This is a genomic window from Methyloferula stellata AR4 (genome assembly GCF_000385335.1).
Classification (GTDB): Bacteria; Pseudomonadota; Alphaproteobacteria; order Rhizobiales; family Beijerinckiaceae; genus Methyloferula; species Methyloferula stellata.
On record NZ_ARWA01000001.1, the window covers coordinates 3,295,714 to 3,315,922 of the forward strand.

Consider the following 20,209-nt stretch of genomic DNA (forward strand, 5'->3'; position numbering starts at 1 on the left):
TTTATCGTTAAAAATACATAAGAACACTTTGGTAGCGGAGGCAGGCTGTGCGTTTTTGGGAAAAAAGAGAACATAGGTTCGGTAAACTCGCCCTCATGCTCGCGACGAGCAGCCTCGCACTTTCGGCCTATGGAATGAAAGCCCAGGCGCAAACCGTCGTCCTTTCCCAAATCGACGTGGTCGCGACGACGCCGCTCGGGGGCGAAGGGACGGAACGGACCAAAGTTCCCTATAATGTCGAAACGTTGAGCCGCGAAGAATTTCAGCAAACCCATCAAAACGAAATCACCGAAGCGCTCGCCCGCCGCACGCCCGGCATCAGCACGAACGATGTGATCGGCAGCCCGCTCGTTCAAGAACTCGACTATCGCGGCTTCGTCGCATCGCCCATCCCGGGAACGCCGGAAGGCCTTGCGGTCTATCAGAACGGCGTGCGCATCAACGAAGCTTTCGGCGACGTGGTCAATTGGGACGCCATCCCGTCGGTCGCCATCAATCGCACGACGATTGAAAGCGGCAATCCGATCTTCGGCCTCAACGCGCTTGGCGGCGCCGTCGTTCTCGAGATGAACAATGGCTTCACCTATCAAGGCACCATGACAGACCTGCGTTTCGGCAGCCGCATGCGCCGCCAAGCCGAGTTCGAATATGGCAAGGCGATCGACAATTGGGGCTTCTATTTCGCGGCCGAGTCGCTGCACGACAATGGCTATCGCTACGACGGCGGTTCGCATGTCAACAGAGGCTATGCCGATCTCGGCTATCGCGCCGAAGGCAATGAACTCCATCTCGCCTTCACCGGTGGACGCACCAATCTGGGCGTCGCCGGCACGACGCCTGAAGAGCTCGTCGATTTCAACCGAAGCTCTGTCTTCACGACGCCGCAGACGACGCAAAACACCGTCGGCATGGTCCAGCTGAACGGCAAGTTCGACGTGACGAACACTCTGACAGTCAACACGGTCGGCTATATCCGCTCGTTCGACCAGGCGCATGTCGACGGCAATATCAGCAATTTTGCCTCATGCGGCGGAGCGACCCTCTGCGACGGCAGCGGCAATTCGACCAGCATTCCAGATGTCAGCAACGGCCAGATCGTCGGCGAGATCGACCGGAATTGGACACGCTCGCGCAGCACCGGCGCAACAGTCCAGCTGACCGATACGGATAAGATCATCGACCATAATAACAAGTTCACCGCCGGCGTGAGCTATGACCATGGTTGGTCGAACTTCAAAGGCCAGAGTGAGATCGGCACCATTCCGGCCCCGAATTTCGTCGTGATCGGCAGCGGCATTTTCATCAACGAACCCGCCTCCGACGTTTCGCCAACTGACCTCAATGCCCAAAACGGCTACCTCGGCGTCTATGCGCTCGATTCGTTCGACGTCACCAACGAGCTGACGGTGACTACGGGCGTTCGCTATAATAACGCCCAGATCAATCTCAGCGATCTGACCGGCCAAAGCCCCAGCCTCAACAGCGCCAACAATTTCCAGCATATCAATCCCGGCGCTGGCGCAACCTACAAGATCACGCCGAACGTCTCGGCCTATGCAAGCTGGTCGGAAGCCAACCGCGCTCCGACGCCGCTCGAACTCGGCTGCGCCAATCCGAACCAGCCCTGCATGATCGATAATTTTCTCGTCTCCGATCCACCGCTGAAACAGGTCATCTCGCAAACGGTCGAAGCGGGCTTCAAGGGCAATTTCGATGTTGCCGAGGTCGTGCCCGGCAGATTGGAATGGAGCGCCGGCATTTTCCGGACGATGAACGACAACGACATCTTGAGCGTGCCCAGCCAGGTCACCGGCTTCGGCTTCTTTCAGAATGCCGGAACGACACGCCGGCAAGGCGTCGAAACGAGCCTGAACTACAGGACGGAAAAGTGGAACGCCTATATCAACTATACGTATATTGACGCGACCTTCAGAACGCCCGTCTCGCTGTCGTCGCCCAATAATCCGTTCGCCGATGCGAACGGCAATATCCAAGTCATGCCCGGCGACAGCCTGCCCGGCGTGCCACGGAACAGGCTGAAATTCGGCGTCGATTATTCGGTAACTCCCGAATGGAAAGTCGGCGGCGATTTCGTCTATGAATCGAGCCGCTATTTCTTCGGCGACCAGATCAATGCATTGAGCCCGTTGCCGGGCTTTGCGACCGTCAACCTGCGCAGCTCTTATCAGGTCACCAAGAACGTTCAGGTCTATGGTTTGATCCAAAACGCTTTCAACGAACATTACGCGACTTACGGCGCCTTGTTCGAGACCGATTCGACGGCGGGCTTTGCCGGCTTCCCGCAATTCAACAATCCCAAGTCGATCACGGTCGCGCCGCCGATCGGCCTTTACATCGGCCTGAAAGCGACCCTGTAATCATAGACGGGCTTTTCATCGATTTGGATAAAGCAAGGCCCCGGCGGATGATCGCCGGGGCCTTTTGTTTCAGAAGGATTTCGACGCCCCGCGCGAACCCGTGGCACGATGCACGCTTGGGCTTGCATGGCAGATGGGGCATAAGCCTATCGGTGCTAGCGAGGGTCGGGCGAGATGGCTGTGTTGCATGGTATCCTTGGGCTGTTGAGTCTTCTGTTCATCGCCTGGATCTTGAGCGAGAACCGCTGGCACATTCCACTGCGCATCGTCATCGTCGGCGTCGCGCTGCAAATCGGCCTTGCGTTTCTCTTTCTCAAAGTCCCGCTCGCAACGAGCGCTTTCCTGCTTCTCAACGACGGCGTCGGCGCACTCCAAAAGGCAACCGACGCGGGGACGACACTCGTTTTCGGCTATCTCGGCGGCGGCCCCTTGCCCTTTGCCGAGACGCAGCCGGGCGCAAGCTTCATTCTGGCGTTTCGCGCTTTCCCGCTTGTCCTGGTCATCAGCGCACTCGCCTCGCTGCTTCTCTATTGGGGGATTCTGCAGCGCATCGTCGGCGCGCTCGCTTTCGCACTGCGGCGGACGCTCGGCATAGGCGGCGCCCTCGCGCTCGGCGGCGCAGTCCATATTTTCGTCGGCATGGTCGAAGCACCGCTGCTCGTCCGGCCCTACCTCAACACAATGTCGCGCGGCGAACTCTTCGCCTTGATGAGTTGCGGCATGGCCGGCATAGCCGGCACCGTAATGGTGATTTACGCGGGTCTCATCGGCCCGGTCATCCCGGATGCCTTGGGCCATATTCTCATTGCCTCGGTCATCAGCACGCCGGCCGCGCTCGCCGTCGCAGCCCTCATGGTGCCCTTTGCGCCAGACCCGAAGGAATCGGGCAAATTGTCCCTGCCCGATCCGCCCGCGAGCACGATGGAAGCCATCGTGCGCGGCACCAATGACGGCATCGGCATTCTCGTCGCCATCATCGCCACATTGATCGTGCTCGTCGCGCTCGTGAGTCTCGTCAATCTTGCGCTTGGCCTGTTGCCGCATGACGGCGATCCGATCACCTTGCAGCGCATCTTCGCTTACGGCTTCTGGCCGATCCTCTGGCTGATCGGCATTCCAGAACCGGACCTCGGCACGGCTTCGGCTCTGATGGGCACCAAAACCGTGCTCAACGAATTCGTGGCCTATCTCAATTTTTCCCAACTTCCACCCGATGCCTTGAGCCCGCACTCGCGCCTCATCATGATCTATGCACTTTGTGGCTTCGCCAATTTCGGCAGTCTCGGCATTCTGGTCGGCGGCATGAGCGCCATGACGCCGGAGCGCAAACATGAGATCGTGTCGCTTGGCCTGCGCTCGATCCTCTCCGGCACGCTGGCGACCTCGATGAGCGGCGCGGTGATCGGCATGATCACTTAAAGCATGATCCCGAAAGTGCGGGCTTTTCGGACAAAAATCATGCGCTATAAATTTGGAATCGCATGACGGTCTTCTTCACCAGCGACACGCATTTCGGCGAGGCCCGCATTCTGCGCGCCGCGAAGCGCCCGTTTGCGACGATCGCCGAGCATGACGACCATTTGAAGCGCGGCTGGAACGAGACGGTCGGCAAGGACGACGAGGTCTGGCATTTGGGCGATGTCGGTGTCGCACCCGGCGCCGATGGCATGAGCGAGCTTCTCGAAAAGCTGCACGGCCGCAAACATCTCATCATCGGCAATAATGACGGGCCGAAAACGCTCGCAAGCCCCGCCTGGACGAGTGTCCAGCATTACACCGAATTGCGGCTCGGCGAGACGCATTGCATCTTGTGCCACTATGCGTTCCGCACCTGGAACCAGATGGGCAAGGGCGCCGTCGATCTGCACGGCCATTCGCATGCCATGCTGAAGGAGCTGACGCGGCAGTTCGATGTCGGAGTCGACGCCTGGGCCTATAGGCCGGTCATGCTGGAGACGATGTTGGCTTCACGGCAGCGGGGGAAAGCTAAAAGCGCCCCCTAAGTCTGATGCAAGAGATTGCAAAAAATGTATATGATGATAATATACAAATGATTGATTGGAAACTTGTCACAGGTTTTGACTGGGACGCCGGCAATAGCCGCAAAAGCGTCGATAAGCACGCCGTCAGCCAAGCTGAAGCCGAGCAGGTTTTCTTCAACGCCCCTTTGTTGATCGCACCGGACGCTATGCATAGCGAACGCGAAAACCGGCTTCATGCACTGGGACGCACGGATGACGGAAGGCGGCTCCACATTACCTTTACACTGCGGGCCGCAGAAAGCCTGATCAGGGCGATCTCGGCGCGTCCGATGCACGCCATGGAAAGGGCCCATTATGACGAAGAAGCTTAAGCCCGTTCCCTCTTTCGCCAATGAAGCGGAGGAACGGCAATTCTGGGAAGCGCATGATTCAAGCGATTATGTCGACTGGACGGGTGCGGAGCGCGTAAGCCTTCCGAACCTCAAGCCGAGCACGACATCGATTTCGTTGCGCCTCCCAGTGTCACTGCTGGAAGGGATCAAGATCGCCGCGAATAAACGCGACGTTCCTTATCAATCCTTGATCAAAACCTGGTTGGCGGAAAAACTGCAAACCAAGGTCTGATCCTTACGCCTGTCCGCCCGCCGCTGCCGCCACCTCGGCCGCGAAATCGGTCGTTTCCTTCTCGATGCCTTCGCCGAGCGCGAAGCGATAGAAGCCAACGAGGGTCACAGGCGCGCCAGCATGCTTTTCAGCTTCCTTGATGATCTGGCCGATCGTCTTGCCCGCGTGCTCCGGATAGTTCGACGGCTGATCGACAAGGCAGACTTCCTTATAATAGGACTTCAGCCCCGACTCGATGATCTTCTCGAGCACATGCGGCGGCTTGCCGGCATTCTTGTCGGCAAGCACGGCCTTTTCGCGCTCGACGATGGCCGGATCGATGCCAGCCGAATCGACGGCCAGCGGCGCCGCGGAAGCGACGTGCAAGGCGATCTCGCGGGCCAGCGGCTGAACGGATTCGGCGTTGCCCGTCGTCGCCAAGCCGACGATGACGCCGATCTTGCCCATGCCGGGGCTCACGGCATTATGGACATAAGAGCCGATAGCACCCGTCGGCACATGGATCAGCGCCGCACGGCGCAGGCTCATATGCTCGCCGATCTTGGCAACCGTCTGGGCGATGGCCTCGCCAATCGTGCCGCCCGCCGGATAGGCAGCGGCCTTCAAGGCTTCGACATCGGTCAGGCCATGTTCGACGGCGACATGCGCGATGTTCTTCACCAGAAACTGGAAATCATCGTTGCGGGCGACGAAATCCGTCTCGGAATTGACCTCGATCACGACAGCGCTCGTGCCTTCGACATCGATGGCGACAAGCCCTTCGGCAGCGATTCGGCCGGCCTTCTTGGCGGCCTTCGACAGGCCCTTCTTGCGCAGCCAGTCGATCGCGGCTTCGATATCGCCTTCGGTCTCGTTGAGTGCGTTCTTGCAATCCATCATGCCGGCGCCGGTCTTCTCCCGAAGATCCTTCACCATCGCCGCGGTGACGTTCGCCATCGTTCATTCCTTCGGATTCGGGTGGATCGATCCAGCCGTTGCAATCAAATCCATAGATCACGTTCATGATTGTGGATTGAAGCAATCCGCAATCATGAACGTGATCGGTTCTAATAGTTCAGAGCGGGATAGCGCAGATAAATTTACGCAATCTGCGTAAACTTGATTGCGCCGGAAAACCGGTGTCCGCTTTTCCTCATCCCGCTCTAGATGATGCCGCAGCCTGATGACGGCCGCCGGCATGCTTATTCGGCGGTGAGCGTGCCGGACTGAGCGATCCAGCCGTCACGGTCGATACGGCCGCCGAGCTTCAGATCGTGATCGACCTTTTCCGCATCGGCCGGCGTCATCGCGGCGATCTGCCAGAAATGGTAGATGCCGGCATCGTTCAGCTTCTTGATGATCTGCGGCCCGATGCCATGCAGCTTGGCGAGATCGTCGGGCGCGCCGCGCGGCGCGGTGAGAAGTTCGAACGCCGGGCCCTGCGCCTCGCCGCCTTCGGCGGGAAGAACCTCGGCTGCCGGCTCTTCCATTTCGCCGACATCGAAACCGGTCGAGCCCTGGCTGCGCGACAGGCCGTCGAGCGCGGCGCGGGCAACGAGGTCACAATAGAGGCTGATCGCGCGACCGGCATCGTCATTGCCGGGAACCGGGAAATTGATGCCGTCCGGATCGCAATTCGTATCGAGGATCGCAACGACCGGAATATGCAGGCGCTCCGCCTCCTGGATCGCCAATTGTTCCTTATTCGTGTCGATCACGAAAATGAGGTCGGGCGTACCGCCCATGTCCTTGATGCCGCCCAGCGCCTTTTCGAGCTTGTCGCGTTCGCGCGACAGCATGAGGCGCTCTTTCTTGGTAAGGCCCGTCGCGCCGCCGCCGTCGAGCATTTCGTCGACCTTGCGCAGGCGCTGAATCGAGCCCGAAATGGTCTTCCAATTGGTCAGCATCCCGCCGAGCCAGCGCGAATTGACGTAATATTGCGCCGAGCGCCGCGCCGCTTCCGCGATCGCGTCCTGCGCCTGGCGCTTGGTGCCGACGAAAAGCACACGTCCGCCACGCGCGACCGTATCCGACACGGCCTTCAGCGCCTGGTGCAGCAAAGGCACCGTCTGGGCGAGGTCGATGATATGGATATTATTGCGCGTGCCGAAGATGAAGGATTCCATCTTCGGGTTCCAGCGATGCGATTGGTGGCCGAAATGGGCTCCGGATTCGAGAAGCCCACGCATAGTGAATTCAGGCAATGCCATCTGATGTTTCTCCGGTTGAGCCGCCGCGGAATCAGTTCAGGCTCCCTTTGGCAAGGAAGCCACCGGCAGCGGGCCTTAAGTCAGGTCCGCAAAGATCCGCGTGTGGAATGAAGGGGCTTATAGGGGGCGCGGGCTTGCAATGCAAGGCTGCGGCATCCCATGGGCCTCATATAGGAAAAGCTGGCGGTTTTCCAAGGCAATGGCTTATGAAAACGCGCCGGTTTCAACCTGTGACGGCTGGGCGTGCCCGGCCTGCTGCCCGATACGAGGATTTTTGATATTATGGCGACGAGCACCGGCCAACCCAATTCCGCCCAGCCGGAGCAAAAACGCGGTTTGGCCGCTGCCTGGAGCTCCGTCCGCTCCAGGTTCGAGGCCCATAAGGCACCGATACGCTTCTGCCTGCGGGTGACGTTCGCCGGGCTTCTGGCCTTCTGCCTTGCCCAGCTCGGCAACTTCCCGCTGCGCGGGCTTTGGGCCGTCTTGACCGCCGTCATCGTGACTCAGGTCAGCGTCGGCGGGTCGATCCTCGCCATTTCCGAATATGTCGTCGGTACGCTGGCAGGCGCGATCTATGCCAGCCTGCTCGCCCTTATTCTTCCACATGGGACGACACCTCTGCTGGGCGTCGTCCTGACCCTCAGCATCGCGCCGCTTGCCTTGGCGGCCGGCCTCAATCCCATGTTCCGCGTGGCGCCCTTCACGGCCGTCATCGTCTTGTTCGTATCGACCGAGTTTGCGCAAAGCCCGGTCGATTCCGCCATTTATCGCGTGCTGGAAGTCCTGATCGGCGGCGTCAGCACCGTCGTGGTCTCGCTCGTGATCCTGCCTGAAAAGGCGCATGGCCGGGGACTGAAAGCCGCGGCCGCCGTCCTTGAGCGCCTGGCGAAAGTCCTGCCCCAATTGCTCGAAGGTTTTAGCCGCGATCTAGGCCCGGGCGGCGCCGTCCGCATCCAGGACGGCCTCGGCGACGCGATCGCCCAATTCCAGACGATCGCTGCGGAAACCAAACGCGAGCGCCTGACCTATCTGCACCCCGAGCCGGACCTCGCTTCTCTCGGGCGGCTGCTTTTGCGGCTGCGGCACGATTTCGTCATCATCGGACGCGCGGCAGCGGCCCCCCTGCCCGAGCCCTTCGCAACGCGTCTCAACCCTCTGCTCGAAGAGGTGGGCACGAGCACAAACGCCTATCTGCGCGGCTGCGGCGCCGCGCTCGTAGCCCGGCGGCCTCCGCCGCCATCTCAGGCCACCGAGGCCGCGATCGGAAAATACGAGGCCCAATTCGCGGCGCTTCGGCTGGAAGGCCTGACGCGCGCTCTACCGGGGCTCGAGACCGAACGCGTCTTCACGCTCGGTTTCGCGCTCGAGCAATTGCATCAAAACCTGTTGGATCTTCAGCGCGCGGTAAATGAATATGCCGGGGCCGCGAGCGCATCCAAGCCTAAGACGTAAATCCCCTCCCACGATAGACGCATCCGACTATAGGTGCGCGGCGCCTTAAAGCGTGTTTTGATCCAAAGCCAGGACGATCCAAAGCTAAGACACGAAAATCTCAGGGCGGGACAGCATGGCAGGCGCCGACACGGCCGAGGATTTTGGAACCTACGATTACATTGTCGTCGGCGCCGGTTCGGCAGGCTGTGTTTTGGCGAACCGGCTTTCGGCCGATCCGGCAAACCGCGTGCTTGTGCTGGAAGCCGGCGGCCATGACAATTGGATCTGGTTTCACATTCCGGCCGGCTATCTCTTTGCGATCGGAAATCCCCGCGCCGACTGGATGTTCAAGACGGTGGCGGAGCCTGGCCTCAACGGGCGCGCACTCGCCTACCCCCGCGGCAAGGTGATCGGCGGCTCGTCATCCATCAATGCGATGATCTATATGCGCGGTCAGGCGGCGGATTACGACGGCTGGCGCCAACTCGGGTTGGAGGGCTGGAGCTGGGCCGACACGTTGCCCTATTTCCTGAAACATGAGGATCACTTCGCACCGGCGAATGAATTTCATGGCCATGGCGGCGAGTGGCGCGTCGAGCCGCCGCGAATCCGATGGGCCGTGCTCGATGCGATACGCGATGCGGCAGAGGATGCGGGGATTCAAAAAATCGCCGATTTCAATACAGGCGACAACGAAGGCTCATCCTATTTCCAGGTCAACCAGCGGCGCGGCCGGCGCTGGAGCGCGGCGCGGGGTTTTCTGAAACCGATCCTGAAACGTCAAAACATGAGGCTGGAGACCGGCGTTCACGTCGAGCACGTCGCAATCGAGAACCAACGCGCGGGAGGGGTCATTTTCTCGCGCAACGGACGACGCTTTATCGCCTGCGCACGGCGAGAGGTCGTGCTGTCGGCTGGCGCCGTCGCCACGCCGAAATTGCTTGAATTGTCCGGCGTCGGCGATGCGGCGCGGCTGCAAAGTCTCGGCGTTAAGGTTCATCTTCACGCGCCCGGCGTCGGCGAAAACCTCCAGGATCATCTGCAAATCCGGCCGGTCTATAAGGTGACGGGCATTCCGACTCTCAACCTGCGCTATGCCAATCTCGTGAAGCGCGGCTGGATGGGGATCGAATATGCTCTGTTTCGCACCGGCCCTTTGACCATGGCGCCGAGCCAGGTCGGCATGTTCACCAAATCCTCCCCTGACTATGCGACGGCCAATCTCGAATATCATTTCCAGCCGCTCTCGCTCGATGCCTGGGGCATGGGGCTCCATCCTTTCGAGGCCTTCACGGCGAGCGTCTGCAACCTGCGCCCGTCGAGCCGTGGCTCGGTCCATGCCGTCAGCCCGGACCCTCTATCGCCGCCCGAAATCAGGCCCAATTATCTGTCGACGGAGGAAGATCGCCGCGTCGCGGTCGATGCATTGAAGCTGACGCGCCGAATCATCGCGCAGGCGCCGCTCGCGCGCTTCCAGCCGGAAGAATATTTGCCCGGCCCCGCTGCGCAGAGCGACGAAGATCTCCTGAAAGCGGCTGGCGCGATCGGCACGACGATCTTCCATCCTGTCGGCACGGCGCGCATGGGCGCCGATCATGACGAGGGCGCGGTGCTTGACGCGCGCCTGCGGGTGCGCGGGATTACGGGCTTGCGGGTGATCGATGCTTCCGCCATGCCGCGCATCACCTCCGGCAACACGAACTCGCCGACGATGATGATTGCCGAAAAAGGCGCGGCGATGATCCTGGAGGATGCACGGAATGGACAATGAGACGGCCACATCCCTTTCGGTGCGCCCCGCCGATGAGGCCGACATAGATGCGATCGGCCGCATCAATCAAACGGTTCAGCGTTTGCACGCGGAGCTGGAACCCGAGCTTTTCAAAGCCGTCACGGATGAGGTCGAGGTTTCGGCCTATTTTGCCGCGCAACTCTCGGCCCCGCAGCATCAGTTTCGCGTCGCCGAGATCGACGGCTTGATCGCCGGCTATGTCTGGTTCGAGAAACAAGAGACCGCGGATACGCCTTTCACATTCCCGACGCGACGCTTCTATGTGCATCATATCGCCGTCGACACGGCGGCGCGGCGGCGCGGTGTGGCCTCCGCTCTTCTAAGAAACATCGAGGCCGAAGCCCGCGCCGAGGGTATCACCAAACTCGTGCTTGCCACTTGGGCGACGAACCAAGTCGCGCAAGCCTTTTTCACCTCTCAGAGCTTCCGGCCCTTTATTCTTATGCTGCAGAAGAACTTCGTTTAAGCGCGACTCCGGAGATGCTCTGGAGTCGCTAGAGCATGATCCCGAAAAGTTGCGGACTTTTCGGAATAAGATCATGCGTCAAAACAAAGTTTAGAGCGGGATGAACGGTTAGCGCACGTAATAGGCCGGCGGCGCATAGACCACCGGCGGCGCGGCATAGACGACGCGCGGCGGCGCGTAGACGACAGCGGGTGCGGGATAAGCCGGGCGCGCCGCGGCCGCGCCGATGGCTGCGCCCGCAACGACTCCTGCCGCAGCACCGGCGGCAACGGCACCGCCGCCATAACAGCAGCCATGATATCCCCAGCCGCGATATCCCCAGGCATATCCGCCATGCGGACCATGATAATACCATGCGCCAGCGTTAGCGGGAGAAACGACGGCCGCAGCCGTTGCGGCGACCACGGCGGATGCCAGCATAAGTTTACGTATCATCGATAAGACTCCTAAACGAACGATACGGTCGTGCCGTATGCATGTGATACGGATTTGGTTGGCTGTTGCGACATGCAAAATCGCGGATTGCTGCTTTAAAGACCGCCGTCCGCATCTGTGCTTTCGATCGTGTCGCAGTTGAAAAACGGCATGCCGCAGCCGCCGTCGCGCACAATCAGGACGACCGACCCGATGCCAAGACAGATACCGACGACGATAGCGCCGGCGATGATCAAAAGGCTCTCTTTCTGCTTTCGTCTTTGCTTCGCCTGCTTAATGCGGATTTGATCGAAAGGTGTTTCGCTCATCGCAACATCTCGCGTGTTTGCGGGCGCAATGTCGCGCAGTCGACGCTGCTTTCCAGATGCGCTCGGGGCTTGAAGAACTCGCTTTTTTCGGGCAGCCGCGCGGCTGTCAAAGCCTCACGACCGCAGCGAGTTTCACTTTAATTGCCTTGCAAGAGTCCGCTGGACACTTACAGCGGCCGGTCGAAGGTGTAGCTGAAACCGACTCGAACTTTGTTGTCAGGCCTATTCGCCGAGTTGGGTTTTCGACCTTATTGGGGCGCCTTGGCCGATTCCAACGCCTTCTGACAGCCGGGAGAGAGCTTACCGGCATTCTCCTTGAGGCAGGCGATGATGCGGCCGCCGCCCGGCTGCACACCGGAGCACAGCGATTTATAATCCGCCGCGCAGGCTTCGCGGATTACGCTCTGCTGGGCCATCGCCGTATTGGTGCCGTTGGCAAGGGCGAGCGCTGTGACGAGCGCGATCCCGCCGAGCTTTTGGATCGATTCGTATTTCATTGATCGTTGCCTCCAATCCGGCGGTCCGGTGCCGCCGTCAACACGAGATAATACGACCTAAAGCTTGTGATCCCCCGCGGCCCTCATCATGAGCGCGGGGTGTTGATGCTGCGATCACTCGGCAACCGGAGCGCCGCCCATGCTTCGCCGGCGTTCTGCGACAAGCTTCCGCCGGCCCTCGGGCGACACATCCGCCAGCGCGTCGACCAGCGTATTTCCAAATTCACCCGTTAAGCGGTCCCAACTCTCGCGCGACGCCGCGAACGCACGCCTGACGGCTTCCTTATCGAACGGCTCGGTCTCGATTTGCTTTGCGAGCGCTTCGCGAGCCTGGGCGAAATCGGCGGCGGCCGGTCTATAGCGCGGCGCATCGCGACGCAGGACAGCGCCGAACGCCTCAGCGTCGGGTTTGGAGAGGCTGGCTTCGGCGTCGGCCAAAGCACGCTTCAGGAAGGATCCATCGAGAGCCGCATCGTGCGCATGACGGTGCAGCATGTGTCCGCCGATCACCGCGATCAGGAAAATGTTCAAGACGAGCGACATAGGCAAGGCGATCCGTCTCCAGATCGGCTGCTGATGCCAGTTTTCAGTGAATGCGCGCATGTTCAATCCGCCAATATCTGGATGGGGTCCGGCTGCAGCATGGTCATGAGATTGTCGGATGCGGATGGCGCGCTGTAGGCCGCGCCGATCAGTAATCCCGCGACAACGGCAATGCCGCCACTCGCGCCGACACCGACCCAGGCAAGACGCGGAGAAAAGACCGATTGCATGCCGCCAAACAGCGTCCACGCCAAGCTGCGGTTCGGGCGCTGATAAGATGTCGAAGCGATCCTCGCCGCGACGCCAGAACGCAGTCTCGCGAGCGCCGCATCCTGATCCCCCGGCTGCCAGAGCTTCGCTTCTTCCCGTGCGCTTGCCGATCTCATCGCGTCGTCGAGCGCCAGGGCATCGGCAAGGCTCCGGCGCGCTTGCTCGGACCGATCTAGAAGCGCCTCCGCCTCCGCGCGCAAGTTCTCCGGCCAACGCTGCGGATCGGCGCCGTAGCTGTCGAGCATTGCCGTGAACTGCTTGAGCGTCAACATAACCAAACTCCTTCCGTCGCGCGCGATCCCATCACGCGCAAGTCTTCATATGTTCGCGCAGCGTGGCGCGCCCGCGCGCCAAAAGCCGCTCCACCGCTTTGGCCGAGAGGCCGAGAACGCGTCCCGCCTCGGCCCCCGATAGGCCTTCATCATAGACAAGCGTCATCGCGGCGCGCTGGCGGACCGGCAGGTCCTTGAGCGCCAGTGCCAGAGCCGCGTGACGTTCGTCGATCTCCATCCGTTCGTCGGCACCGATGGCAGGATCGATCACGTCGAAACCGTCAGGCAGCGACGCAGGCTTCATCCTGCGGCGATGATCGATGCAGAGATTGACCACGATCCGGTAGAGCCAGGTCGTGAAACGCGCACGCCGCGGGTCGAAATGGCTGGCCTGCGACCAAGCCCGCACCATCGCGTCTTGAACCAGATCCTCGGCTGTCGCCGCATCGAACACGAGACGCGACGCGACGCGCAACGCAAAGGGACCATGCCGCTTCACGATTTCGTCGAAGGCCCGGCGGTCGCCGTCGGCCGCCCACTCGAGCAGTTCCGAGTCGTCGGCATCGCCATAAAGACGCGGCCTCAAAGCGCCCGGCCTGCCATGGACCGTGGCGCTTGATGCGACCAGGACCAGGACGGCGGCAACCGGCCACGCCATCGCCGCAAGGACAGATCCCATCCGCTCCAGCCTTTCAATGCGCATCATATTTCGCATCTCAAGAGTGCTCCTGGCTTCAAGTCTATCGTGTGCCGGTCAATAAAATCTGGTCGCGGACCACGACGCTTTCGTCCGGGCTTGAAGCCAGACTTGCCAAGCTTCCGCCAGGCCGGCCGAAAAGCTGCTGCCCCTTCTCGCTCCACGTCGGCGCATGATAAAAATCCTTGGCCATGGCAATCCACTCATGAAACGCAAGCTTGAGCGGGTTAAGGCTGCCGATCGGCTGAACAAGCCCGTAATTGATCGCGATCTGCGGCTGCTCCGCGGCGAAAGTGCCGAACATACGATCCCAGACAATCAGGATACCACCGTAATTGCGGTCGAGATATTCGCTGTTCGAAGCGTGATGAACGCGGTGATGCGACGGCGTATTGAAGATCCATTCGAGCGGCCCGAGCTTGCCGATGACGTCGGTGTGCAACCAGAATTGATAGAAGAGATTGACCGCAAGCATGCCGGCGACAGCCACTGGGTTGAAGCCGATCAGATAGAGCGGCATGAAGAACAGCCAGCCGCCGGACACCAGATCCGTCGCGCCAAGGCGAAAGGCGCTGGCGAAATGCAGATGCTCCGGCGTGTGATGGACGACATGCGTCGCCCACATCCAACGGATCGTGTGATCGAAGCGATGCATCCAATAATAGGCGAATTCCACGCCTAGAAAGAGCAGGATCACGCCCCAGGCCGTATCGAGCGGAATGGTGAGCGGCCGAAGCGACCAGACAAAGAGGGCCAAGCCGCCGATGAGGACGGCCGTCAGGAACCGGGCCGGAAGGCGCAAGGCATAGACGCCTACGCTCGCGGCCATTTCCTTCCAGGGATAGGCCGCTTTCCAGAGCAGAAGGTACCAAGCGATCTCGAAGATGATCCCGGCTGCGATATAGGGGAAAAATCGCAAAACGAGGACATGATAGGGATACATAACAGTCTCCGGCCAAGGGGGTAGCGCGAACACATTCCTCCTTGTTACGGATGGCCGCGTCCCAACCCCCGGAGATAGCTTGGCCGGGGGCCCCTATTTCCCCGGCTTTACGTCGATTGCGACGAGTTTCGCGTCCTGCATTTGGCCCTCGTAAAGCGCATGGCGGCCGCCATTGGTGACCACATAAAGCGTATCGGCATCGTCTCCAGTGCGGCCGAAGGCGGCGGCCGTGGCGCCGACGAGCCCCTGCTGCGGGCCGCCGATCGTTGTTCGCTTGCCGTCGCGCGTCAGCCGCACGACGGAGTTCATCCGATGCGTGGCGAGATAAAGCGTCCCTTCCGGATCGATGGCGAAATCATCGGCCCGCAGATGCTCGGCCAAGACCCGCATCGGACCCGCCTCGCCCGCGGCCGAGAGGCCGATCTCGAAGAGCTTGTTGCGGTCGCTGACCGAGATAACGGCGCGATCGTTCCAGATCTTGATCCCATTGGCGCCCGCCGTCCGCGTGCCGGACACGGGCTTCAATTGATCCTCGATCAGCCAGACGCGCGTTTGCGGCTCCAGCATATTCACCCAATGGATGCGGCCCGTGAAGGATTCGGCGACCAGAAGTCCGCTGCCATCGGGGGTGACGCACATGCCGTTCAGGAGTTCGGCGTCCTCGATGCCGCACCAGAGCGCAAGTTCGCCGTCTTTCGACACGCGCCAGATCATGCCCGGCGGCTGATGCGGGACGCCCGCCGCGACCCAAAGATTTTTGAACGCGTCATAGGCAAGGCCCGCGATCGGCACAGGCAGTTTCGCCAGGCGCCGCTGCTTCCAATCCGCACGGTCGATTTCCTCGATCTCGCCTTCGGATTGGATCGAGACCGCGATCATGCCGTCATTGCGGACCGCGATGTTTTCAAGCGAAGTGCCCGGCGCCCAAGTGGTCAGCACACGGCTCGGCAAAGGCTCGAAGGGGCCGCCGTCATGATCGATGTCCATTCTGAATCCCTCTGACAAAATATGAGCAAGATCAACGACCTGTTGCGTGGATCGTTCCGGATTGAATTTTTCAGCCAACAATCTTCACGATCGTCTGCGTAAGCAATTTCAATTCCTCCGCTTGAATCGTAAAAGCGGGTGTCAAATAAATAACGCGCCCAAAAGGCCGTACGAAGACGCCCGCTTCGATAAAGCGGCGCTTCAAGGCACCGAGATCGGCGATCTTATCCATTTCGACGACACCGATTGCGCCTTTGACACGCACATCGCGCACGCCGGGCCTGCCACGGCAAGGCTCCAAGCCCAGCATCAAGCTTCGCGAGATCGCCGCCACTTGCTCCAGGCGCGGCTCGTGCTCGAAGAGATCGAGCGAGGCATTGGCGGCGGCGCAGGCAAGCGCATTGGCCATGAAGGTCGGCCCATGCATCAAGGCATGCGCCGGATCGTCGGATAGAAAAACATCGAACACCTTCCGCCGCGCGACGGTCACCGCGAGCGCCATCGTGCCGCCGGTCAAGGCCTTCGACAATGTGATGATGTCGGGGACGACTCCTGCTTGCTCGCAAGCAAACATCGATCCCGTACGGCCGAAGCCCGTGAAAATCTCGTCGAAGATCAGAAGAAGATCATATTTATCGGCCAGCGCCCGAAGGCGACGCAACACCTCGGCCTCGTGAAAGATCATCCCGCCGGCGCCTTGCACGAGGGGCTCGACGATGATCGCCGCAAGCTGATCCGCATGGCGCGCGATCAAGGTCTCGAGCGCTGCCGACTTTTCGTCATCCTCAGGCAGATCGGCGATGATCTGTTCCGGCAGCACGCCCTTGAAATGCGCATGCATGCCTTCATCCGGATCGCAGATCGCCATGGTCGCGAACGTGTCGCCATGATAGGCGCCCTTGAAAGCCAGACATTTGGTCCGGCCGCGCAGGCCTTTGTTCAGCCAATATTGAACCGCCATTTTGATTGCGACTTCGACCGCGACCGAGCCGCTATCTGAAAAAAACACATGATCGAGATCGCTAGGCAGAAGCGCGGCGAGCCGCCGCGCGAGATCGGCCGCCGGTTGATGCACGAGCCCGCCGAACATCACATGCGGCATCGTCTCAAGCTGAGCCGCGACGGCAGCGCGGATCGCCGGATGATTATAGCCATGGCAGGCCGTCCACCAGCTCGCGATACCGTCGACCAGCACGCGGTCATCTTCGAGAAAAATGCGCGCGCCTTCGGTCCGCGCGACCGCCAGCGGCGACGCCACGGTTTTCATCTGCGTATAGGGCAGCCAGAGATGCGGCAGGCCTTGCCTCATCCAATCCGGGGGGTCTTTGCTCATGCGGCTGAAATACCTCATGTTGCGGGAGATGGGGCGGAAGCGCTACACCCCTGAAGACAATAACGAAAGCCTCGCCGTGCAAAGCCTCGATCAATTCGCCTCTGACAAGCTCGTGCAATTGGAGCGCATATCGCTGCGCCGCGTGCTCGCCGAGAGCGCGCGCGACGGGCTTTACGTCGAGCGCGGCGGACGCAAGCTCCTATCCTTTTCCTGCAACGATTACCTCAATTTGTCGCATCATCCGGCCGTGAAAGCGGCGGCCAAAGCCGCTATCGAGGTCTATGGCACGGGGGCCGGAGCCTCGCGCCTCGTCACCGGCAATCATCCGCTGCTCGTCGCGCTTGAAGAAAAACTGGCACGCCTCAAAGGCACGGAGGCTGCTTGCGTCTTCGGGTCCGGCTATCTCGCCAATTTGGGCGTGATCGCCACACTCGTCGGCAAGGAGGATCTGATCCTCATCGACCGTTTGTCGCATGCTTGCATCCATGCCGGCGCGCAATTGTCGGGCGCATCCACGCTCGTCTTCGATCATAATGACATGAACCATGTCGCATCCTTGCTGAAGGCCAATCGCGGCGCTTATCCGCATGCGCTTTTGATCACCGAAGGCGTCTTTTCCATGGATGGCGACCGCGCACCTTTGAAGGCGCTCGCCACGCTCTGCCGCGATCAGAATTGCTGGTTCATGATCGATGACGCGCATGGACTGGGTGTCGTGGGCGACGGCCGGGGTTCGGCCGCCGCAGCCGGCTGCGCGGCCGACATCCCCCTGCATATGGGTACATTATCGAAAGCCGCCGGCAGCTACGGCGGTTATCTTTGCGCCTCGAAACCCGTCATCGACCTGGTGAAGACCCGCGCGCGGACATTCATCTATTCGACCGGCCTACCGCCCGCGAGCGCGGGCGCCGCCATAGCCGCGCTCGACATTTTCGAGCAGAAACCGGAGCTCACGCGCCTGCCGCTTTCAAAAGCGCAAAACTTCACGCAGCGGCTTGGCCTGCCGCTCGCGCAAAGCCCTATCGTGCCGCTCATCATTGGCGAACCTGAGGCGGCGCTCGCAGCCTCGCAATTGCTCGCGGAGGAAGGCTTTCTCGTCACCGCGATCCGGCCGCCGACCGTGCCGCAAGGCACCGCGCGCTTGCGCATCGCCTTTTCCGCCGCCCATCCCGACGCCGAAATAGAACGCCTCGCCGATGTCATCGGCACGCGCCTCGGATTATCGAGCCTATGCCCGGCGTCTTCATAACGGCGACGGGCACCGATGCCGGCAAGACCTTCGTCACGGCGGGTCTCATCCGCGCGCTGCGCGCAGGCGGCCAGAAGGTCTCGGCCTTGAAACCCGTCGCGAGCGGTTTCGACGAGACCGATCCCAAAGGCAGCGACCCTGCCGTTTTGCTCGAAGCGCTTGGACGCGAGGTGAGTCCGGCCGAGCTTGACGCGATCTCGCCTTGGCGGTTCAAGGCGCCGCTTTCGCCGGATATGGCGGCGCGCAAAGAAGGCCGCTCGATCGATGTCGAAAAACTCGCCGCATTTTGCCAAGCGGCCATTGCCGGGAACGACGGTCTCGTGCTGATCGAGGGCGTGGGCGGCATCATGGTGCCGCTCGACACGCGCTTCACCGTGCTCGATTGGATGCAGCGCCTCGCTTTGCCTATCATTCTTGTGGGCGGCACCTATCTTGGTGCGGTGAGCCATTGTCTTTCGGCTCTGGAAACGTTGAAGACACGCAATCTTTTGCCGCGCATGATCGTGATCAATGAATCGGAAGGCTCGACGGTCACGATGGACGACACACTCGAAACTCTGTCGCATTTCTGCGGTAGCGTGCCCTTGATCGCCCTTCCACGGCAAAGGCCAGGCGCATTTTCGAGCGCGTCCTTCGACGATATCATCAAGGCGCTGTGCATCGCATGACCGAAGCTCCAGAAGAGATCCCCTATAGACGCGACTTTCCGGCCCGCCCCGGCGAGCTCATGCGCCTGTCGCCGCGCGTCCGCCGTATCGTCGCGAATAATCCGGGGCCCTTCACCTTCACCGGCACATGCACCTATATCGTCGGCGAAGGCCGCGTCGCGGTCATCGATCCAGGCCCCGGCGATCCGGCGCACATAGCGGCGATCCTCTCGGCCGTTCAGGGCGAGACAATCACAGCCGCGCTCGTGACCCATACGCATCGCGATCATTCGCCCGGCGCGCGTCTATTAAAACAGGCGACCGGCGCCGAGATCATCGGCTGCGGGCCTTACGTGCCGGCGCGCGATCTGGCGCTCGGCGAAATCAACCCGCTCGATGCCGCCAATGATCTGGAGCACAAGCCTGACCGGCTGCTGCGCGACGGCGATCTTGTTCAAGGCGATGGCTTCACGCTTGCCTGCGTCGCGACGCCCGGCCATACGATGAACCACCTCGCCTTTGCTCTCGTTGAAGAACAGGGGCTCTTTTCCGGCGATCATGTGATGGCCTGGTCGACGACGATCGTCGCGCCGCCGGACGGCGCCATGCGGCCCTACATGGACTCGCTCGACAGACTGCTCGCCCGCGACGACCGCGTCTATTGGCCGGGACATGGCGCGCCCGTCGACGAGCCGCAGCGCTTCGTTCGCGCGCTCGTACATCATCGGCATGCGCGGGAAGCCGCGATCCTCGACCGGCTGAAGGCCGGCGATACGAAAATCGAGGCGATCGTCGCCGCCGTCTATAAGGATCTCGATCCGCGCTTGCGCGGCGCCGCGGCGCTGTCGGCCTTCGCGCATCTCGAAGATCTAATCAACCGCAAGCAAGTCACGTCAGAGGGCCAAGCGACGCTCACCGCCTTTTATCGCTTGCGCTAGATTTCGAACCTCACGACCTGATCCCTCACCCTGAGGAGCGCGCCGACAGGCGTGCGTCTCGAAGGGCGAGGGATCAGCATTACCTTATCGATTCCAAACCCTCGTCCTTCGAGACGCTTGCCACAGCCCGTTGCTTGCGACGGGCGTCGCCTCGCACCGCCCTATGGCAAGCTCCTCAGGATGAGGGTTTGGTATTGGACCCCGATGAGTTCTCGATCTTAGTAA

22 protein-coding genes are annotated in these 20,209 nt (G+C 60.9%); 11 read left to right on the plus strand and 11 right to left on the minus strand.

Annotation, left to right across the window (positions count from 1 at the left end; genetic code table 11):
• Positions 1-47: 47 nt before the first annotated feature.
• The 5 genes from A3OQ_RS0116240 (at position 48) to A3OQ_RS0116260 (ending at position 4,984) form a co-directional block, all read left to right on the plus strand.
• Entirely contained in the window at positions 48-2,378 is a 2,331-nt protein-coding gene (locus A3OQ_RS0116240) for a TonB-dependent receptor (RefSeq protein ID WP_244427168.1), read from the plus strand.
• 174 nt (positions 2,379-2,552) lie between these two features.
• Positions 2,553-3,797, plus strand: a complete 1,245-nt coding sequence (locus tag A3OQ_RS0116245; protein WP_020176472.1) for a NupC/NupG family nucleoside CNT transporter — start codon at positions 2,553-2,555, stop codon at positions 3,795-3,797.
• Positions 3,798-3,859: 62 nt separating this feature from the next.
• On the plus strand, positions 3,860-4,381 hold the full coding sequence (locus A3OQ_RS0116250) for a metallophosphoesterase (protein ID WP_020176473.1): 522 nt from the start codon (positions 3,860-3,862) through the stop codon (positions 4,379-4,381).
• Between the two features lie 47 nt (positions 4,382-4,428).
• Positions 4,429-4,731 (plus strand): BrnT family toxin, encoded by a 303-nt coding sequence (locus tag A3OQ_RS0116255; RefSeq protein ID WP_026595910.1) that lies wholly within the window; start codon positions 4,429-4,431, stop codon positions 4,729-4,731.
• Positions 4,715-4,984 carry a BrnA antitoxin family protein gene (locus A3OQ_RS0116260; RefSeq protein ID WP_020176475.1) on the plus strand — a complete coding sequence of 90 codons (270 nt, stop codon included), beginning with the start codon at positions 4,715-4,717 and terminating at the stop codon, positions 4,982-4,984. The genes A3OQ_RS0116255 and A3OQ_RS0116260 overlap by 17 nt, the downstream gene beginning before the upstream one ends.
• A gap of 3 nt (positions 4,985-4,987) precedes the next feature.
• Here A3OQ_RS0116260 and tsf read toward each other — a convergent pair whose 3' ends face one another.
• Together tsf and A3OQ_RS0116270 are read right to left on the minus strand one after the other, a co-directional pair.
• Positions 4,988-5,920, minus strand: coding sequence for a translation elongation factor Ts (tsf, locus tag A3OQ_RS0116265; protein ID WP_020176476.1), 933 nt, complete (start codon positions 5,918-5,920; stop codon positions 4,988-4,990).
• A 245-nt stretch (positions 5,921-6,165) separates the two neighbouring features.
• The gene (locus tag A3OQ_RS0116270) at positions 6,166-7,173 is read right to left on the minus strand and encodes a 30S ribosomal protein S2 (protein WP_020176477.1); all 1,008 of its coding nucleotides are present in this window, start codon (positions 7,171-7,173) and stop codon (positions 6,166-6,168) included.
• A 282-nt stretch (positions 7,174-7,455) separates the two neighbouring features.
• Here A3OQ_RS0116270 and A3OQ_RS0116275 point away from each other — a divergent pair, with 282 nt between their 5' ends.
• The 3 genes from A3OQ_RS0116275 to A3OQ_RS0116285 all read left to right on the plus strand — a co-directional run bounded on the left by A3OQ_RS0116275 (position 7,456) and on the right by A3OQ_RS0116285 (position 10,865).
• Complete coding sequence (locus A3OQ_RS0116275) at positions 7,456-8,625, plus strand: FUSC family protein (protein ID WP_152428488.1); 1,170 nt, start codon at positions 7,456-7,458, stop codon at positions 8,623-8,625.
• A gap of 115 nt (positions 8,626-8,740) precedes the next feature.
• Positions 8,741-10,378, plus strand: a complete 1,638-nt coding sequence (locus tag A3OQ_RS0116280; protein WP_020176479.1) for a GMC family oxidoreductase — start codon at positions 8,741-8,743, stop codon at positions 10,376-10,378.
• Positions 10,368-10,865: a GNAT family N-acetyltransferase gene (locus A3OQ_RS0116285; protein ID WP_020176480.1), complete on the plus strand. Its 498-nt coding sequence runs from the start codon at positions 10,368-10,370 to the stop codon at positions 10,863-10,865. The genes A3OQ_RS0116280 and A3OQ_RS0116285 overlap by 11 nt, the downstream gene beginning before the upstream one ends.
• A 108-nt stretch (positions 10,866-10,973) precedes the next feature.
• Here the strand turns inward: A3OQ_RS0116285 and A3OQ_RS0116290 are convergent, their stop codons facing one another.
• From A3OQ_RS0116290 to A3OQ_RS0116330, 9 genes are all read right to left on the minus strand, one after another.
• Entirely contained in the window at positions 10,974-11,300 is a 327-nt protein-coding gene (locus tag A3OQ_RS0116290; protein WP_026595912.1) for a hypothetical protein, read from the minus strand.
• Between the two features lie 95 nt (positions 11,301-11,395).
• The gene (locus tag A3OQ_RS0116295; RefSeq protein WP_020176482.1) at positions 11,396-11,608 is read right to left on the minus strand and encodes a hypothetical protein; all 213 of its coding nucleotides are present in this window, start codon (positions 11,606-11,608) and stop codon (positions 11,396-11,398) included.
• Positions 11,609-11,856: 248 nt separating this feature from the next.
• Entirely contained in the window at positions 11,857-12,105 is a 249-nt protein-coding gene (locus A3OQ_RS0116300; RefSeq protein WP_020176484.1) for a cysteine rich repeat-containing protein, read from the minus strand.
• 114 nt (positions 12,106-12,219) lie between these two features.
• On the minus strand, positions 12,220-12,708 hold the full coding sequence (locus A3OQ_RS22750; RefSeq protein ID WP_051116046.1) for a periplasmic heavy metal sensor: 489 nt from the start codon (positions 12,706-12,708) through the stop codon (positions 12,220-12,222).
• Between the two features lie 2 nt (positions 12,709-12,710).
• Entirely contained in the window at positions 12,711-13,190 is a 480-nt protein-coding gene (locus A3OQ_RS0116310) for a hypothetical protein (protein ID WP_020176486.1), read from the minus strand.
• A 31-nt stretch (positions 13,191-13,221) separates the two neighbouring features.
• On the minus strand, positions 13,222-13,869 hold the full coding sequence (locus A3OQ_RS0116315) for a sigma-70 family RNA polymerase sigma factor (protein WP_020176487.1): 648 nt from the start codon (positions 13,867-13,869) through the stop codon (positions 13,222-13,224).
• Between the two features lie 61 nt (positions 13,870-13,930).
• Complete coding sequence (locus A3OQ_RS0116320) at positions 13,931-14,830, minus strand: sterol desaturase family protein (RefSeq protein WP_020176488.1); 900 nt, start codon at positions 14,828-14,830, stop codon at positions 13,931-13,933.
• Positions 14,831-14,923: 93 nt separating this feature from the next.
• Positions 14,924-15,817, minus strand: coding sequence for an SMP-30/gluconolactonase/LRE family protein (locus A3OQ_RS0116325; RefSeq protein WP_152428490.1), 894 nt, complete (start codon positions 15,815-15,817; stop codon positions 14,924-14,926).
• A gap of 70 nt (positions 15,818-15,887) precedes the next feature.
• Positions 15,888-17,126 carry an adenosylmethionine--8-amino-7-oxononanoate transaminase gene (locus tag A3OQ_RS0116330; protein WP_020176490.1) on the minus strand — a complete coding sequence of 413 codons (1,239 nt, stop codon included), beginning with the start codon at positions 17,124-17,126 and terminating at the stop codon, positions 15,888-15,890.
• Positions 17,127-17,178: 52 nt separating this feature from the next.
• Here A3OQ_RS0116330 and bioF point away from each other — a divergent pair, with 52 nt between their 5' ends.
• Genes bioF through A3OQ_RS0116345 form a run of 3 tightly spaced genes read left to right on the plus strand, consistent with a single transcriptional unit; the run spans position 17,179 to position 19,984 of the window.
• Positions 17,179-18,399: an 8-amino-7-oxononanoate synthase gene (gene bioF / locus A3OQ_RS22755; protein ID WP_200860035.1), complete on the plus strand. Its 1,221-nt coding sequence runs from the start codon at positions 17,179-17,181 to the stop codon at positions 18,397-18,399.
• Positions 18,381-19,067 (plus strand): dethiobiotin synthase, encoded by a 687-nt coding sequence (bioD, locus tag A3OQ_RS22760; RefSeq protein WP_020176492.1) that lies wholly within the window; start codon positions 18,381-18,383, stop codon positions 19,065-19,067. The genes bioF and bioD overlap by 19 nt, the downstream gene beginning before the upstream one ends.
• Complete coding sequence (locus A3OQ_RS0116345) at positions 19,064-19,984, plus strand: MBL fold metallo-hydrolase (protein WP_020176493.1); 921 nt, start codon at positions 19,064-19,066, stop codon at positions 19,982-19,984. The genes bioD and A3OQ_RS0116345 overlap by 4 nt, the downstream gene beginning before the upstream one ends.
• Positions 19,985-20,209 lie beyond the last annotated feature (225 nt).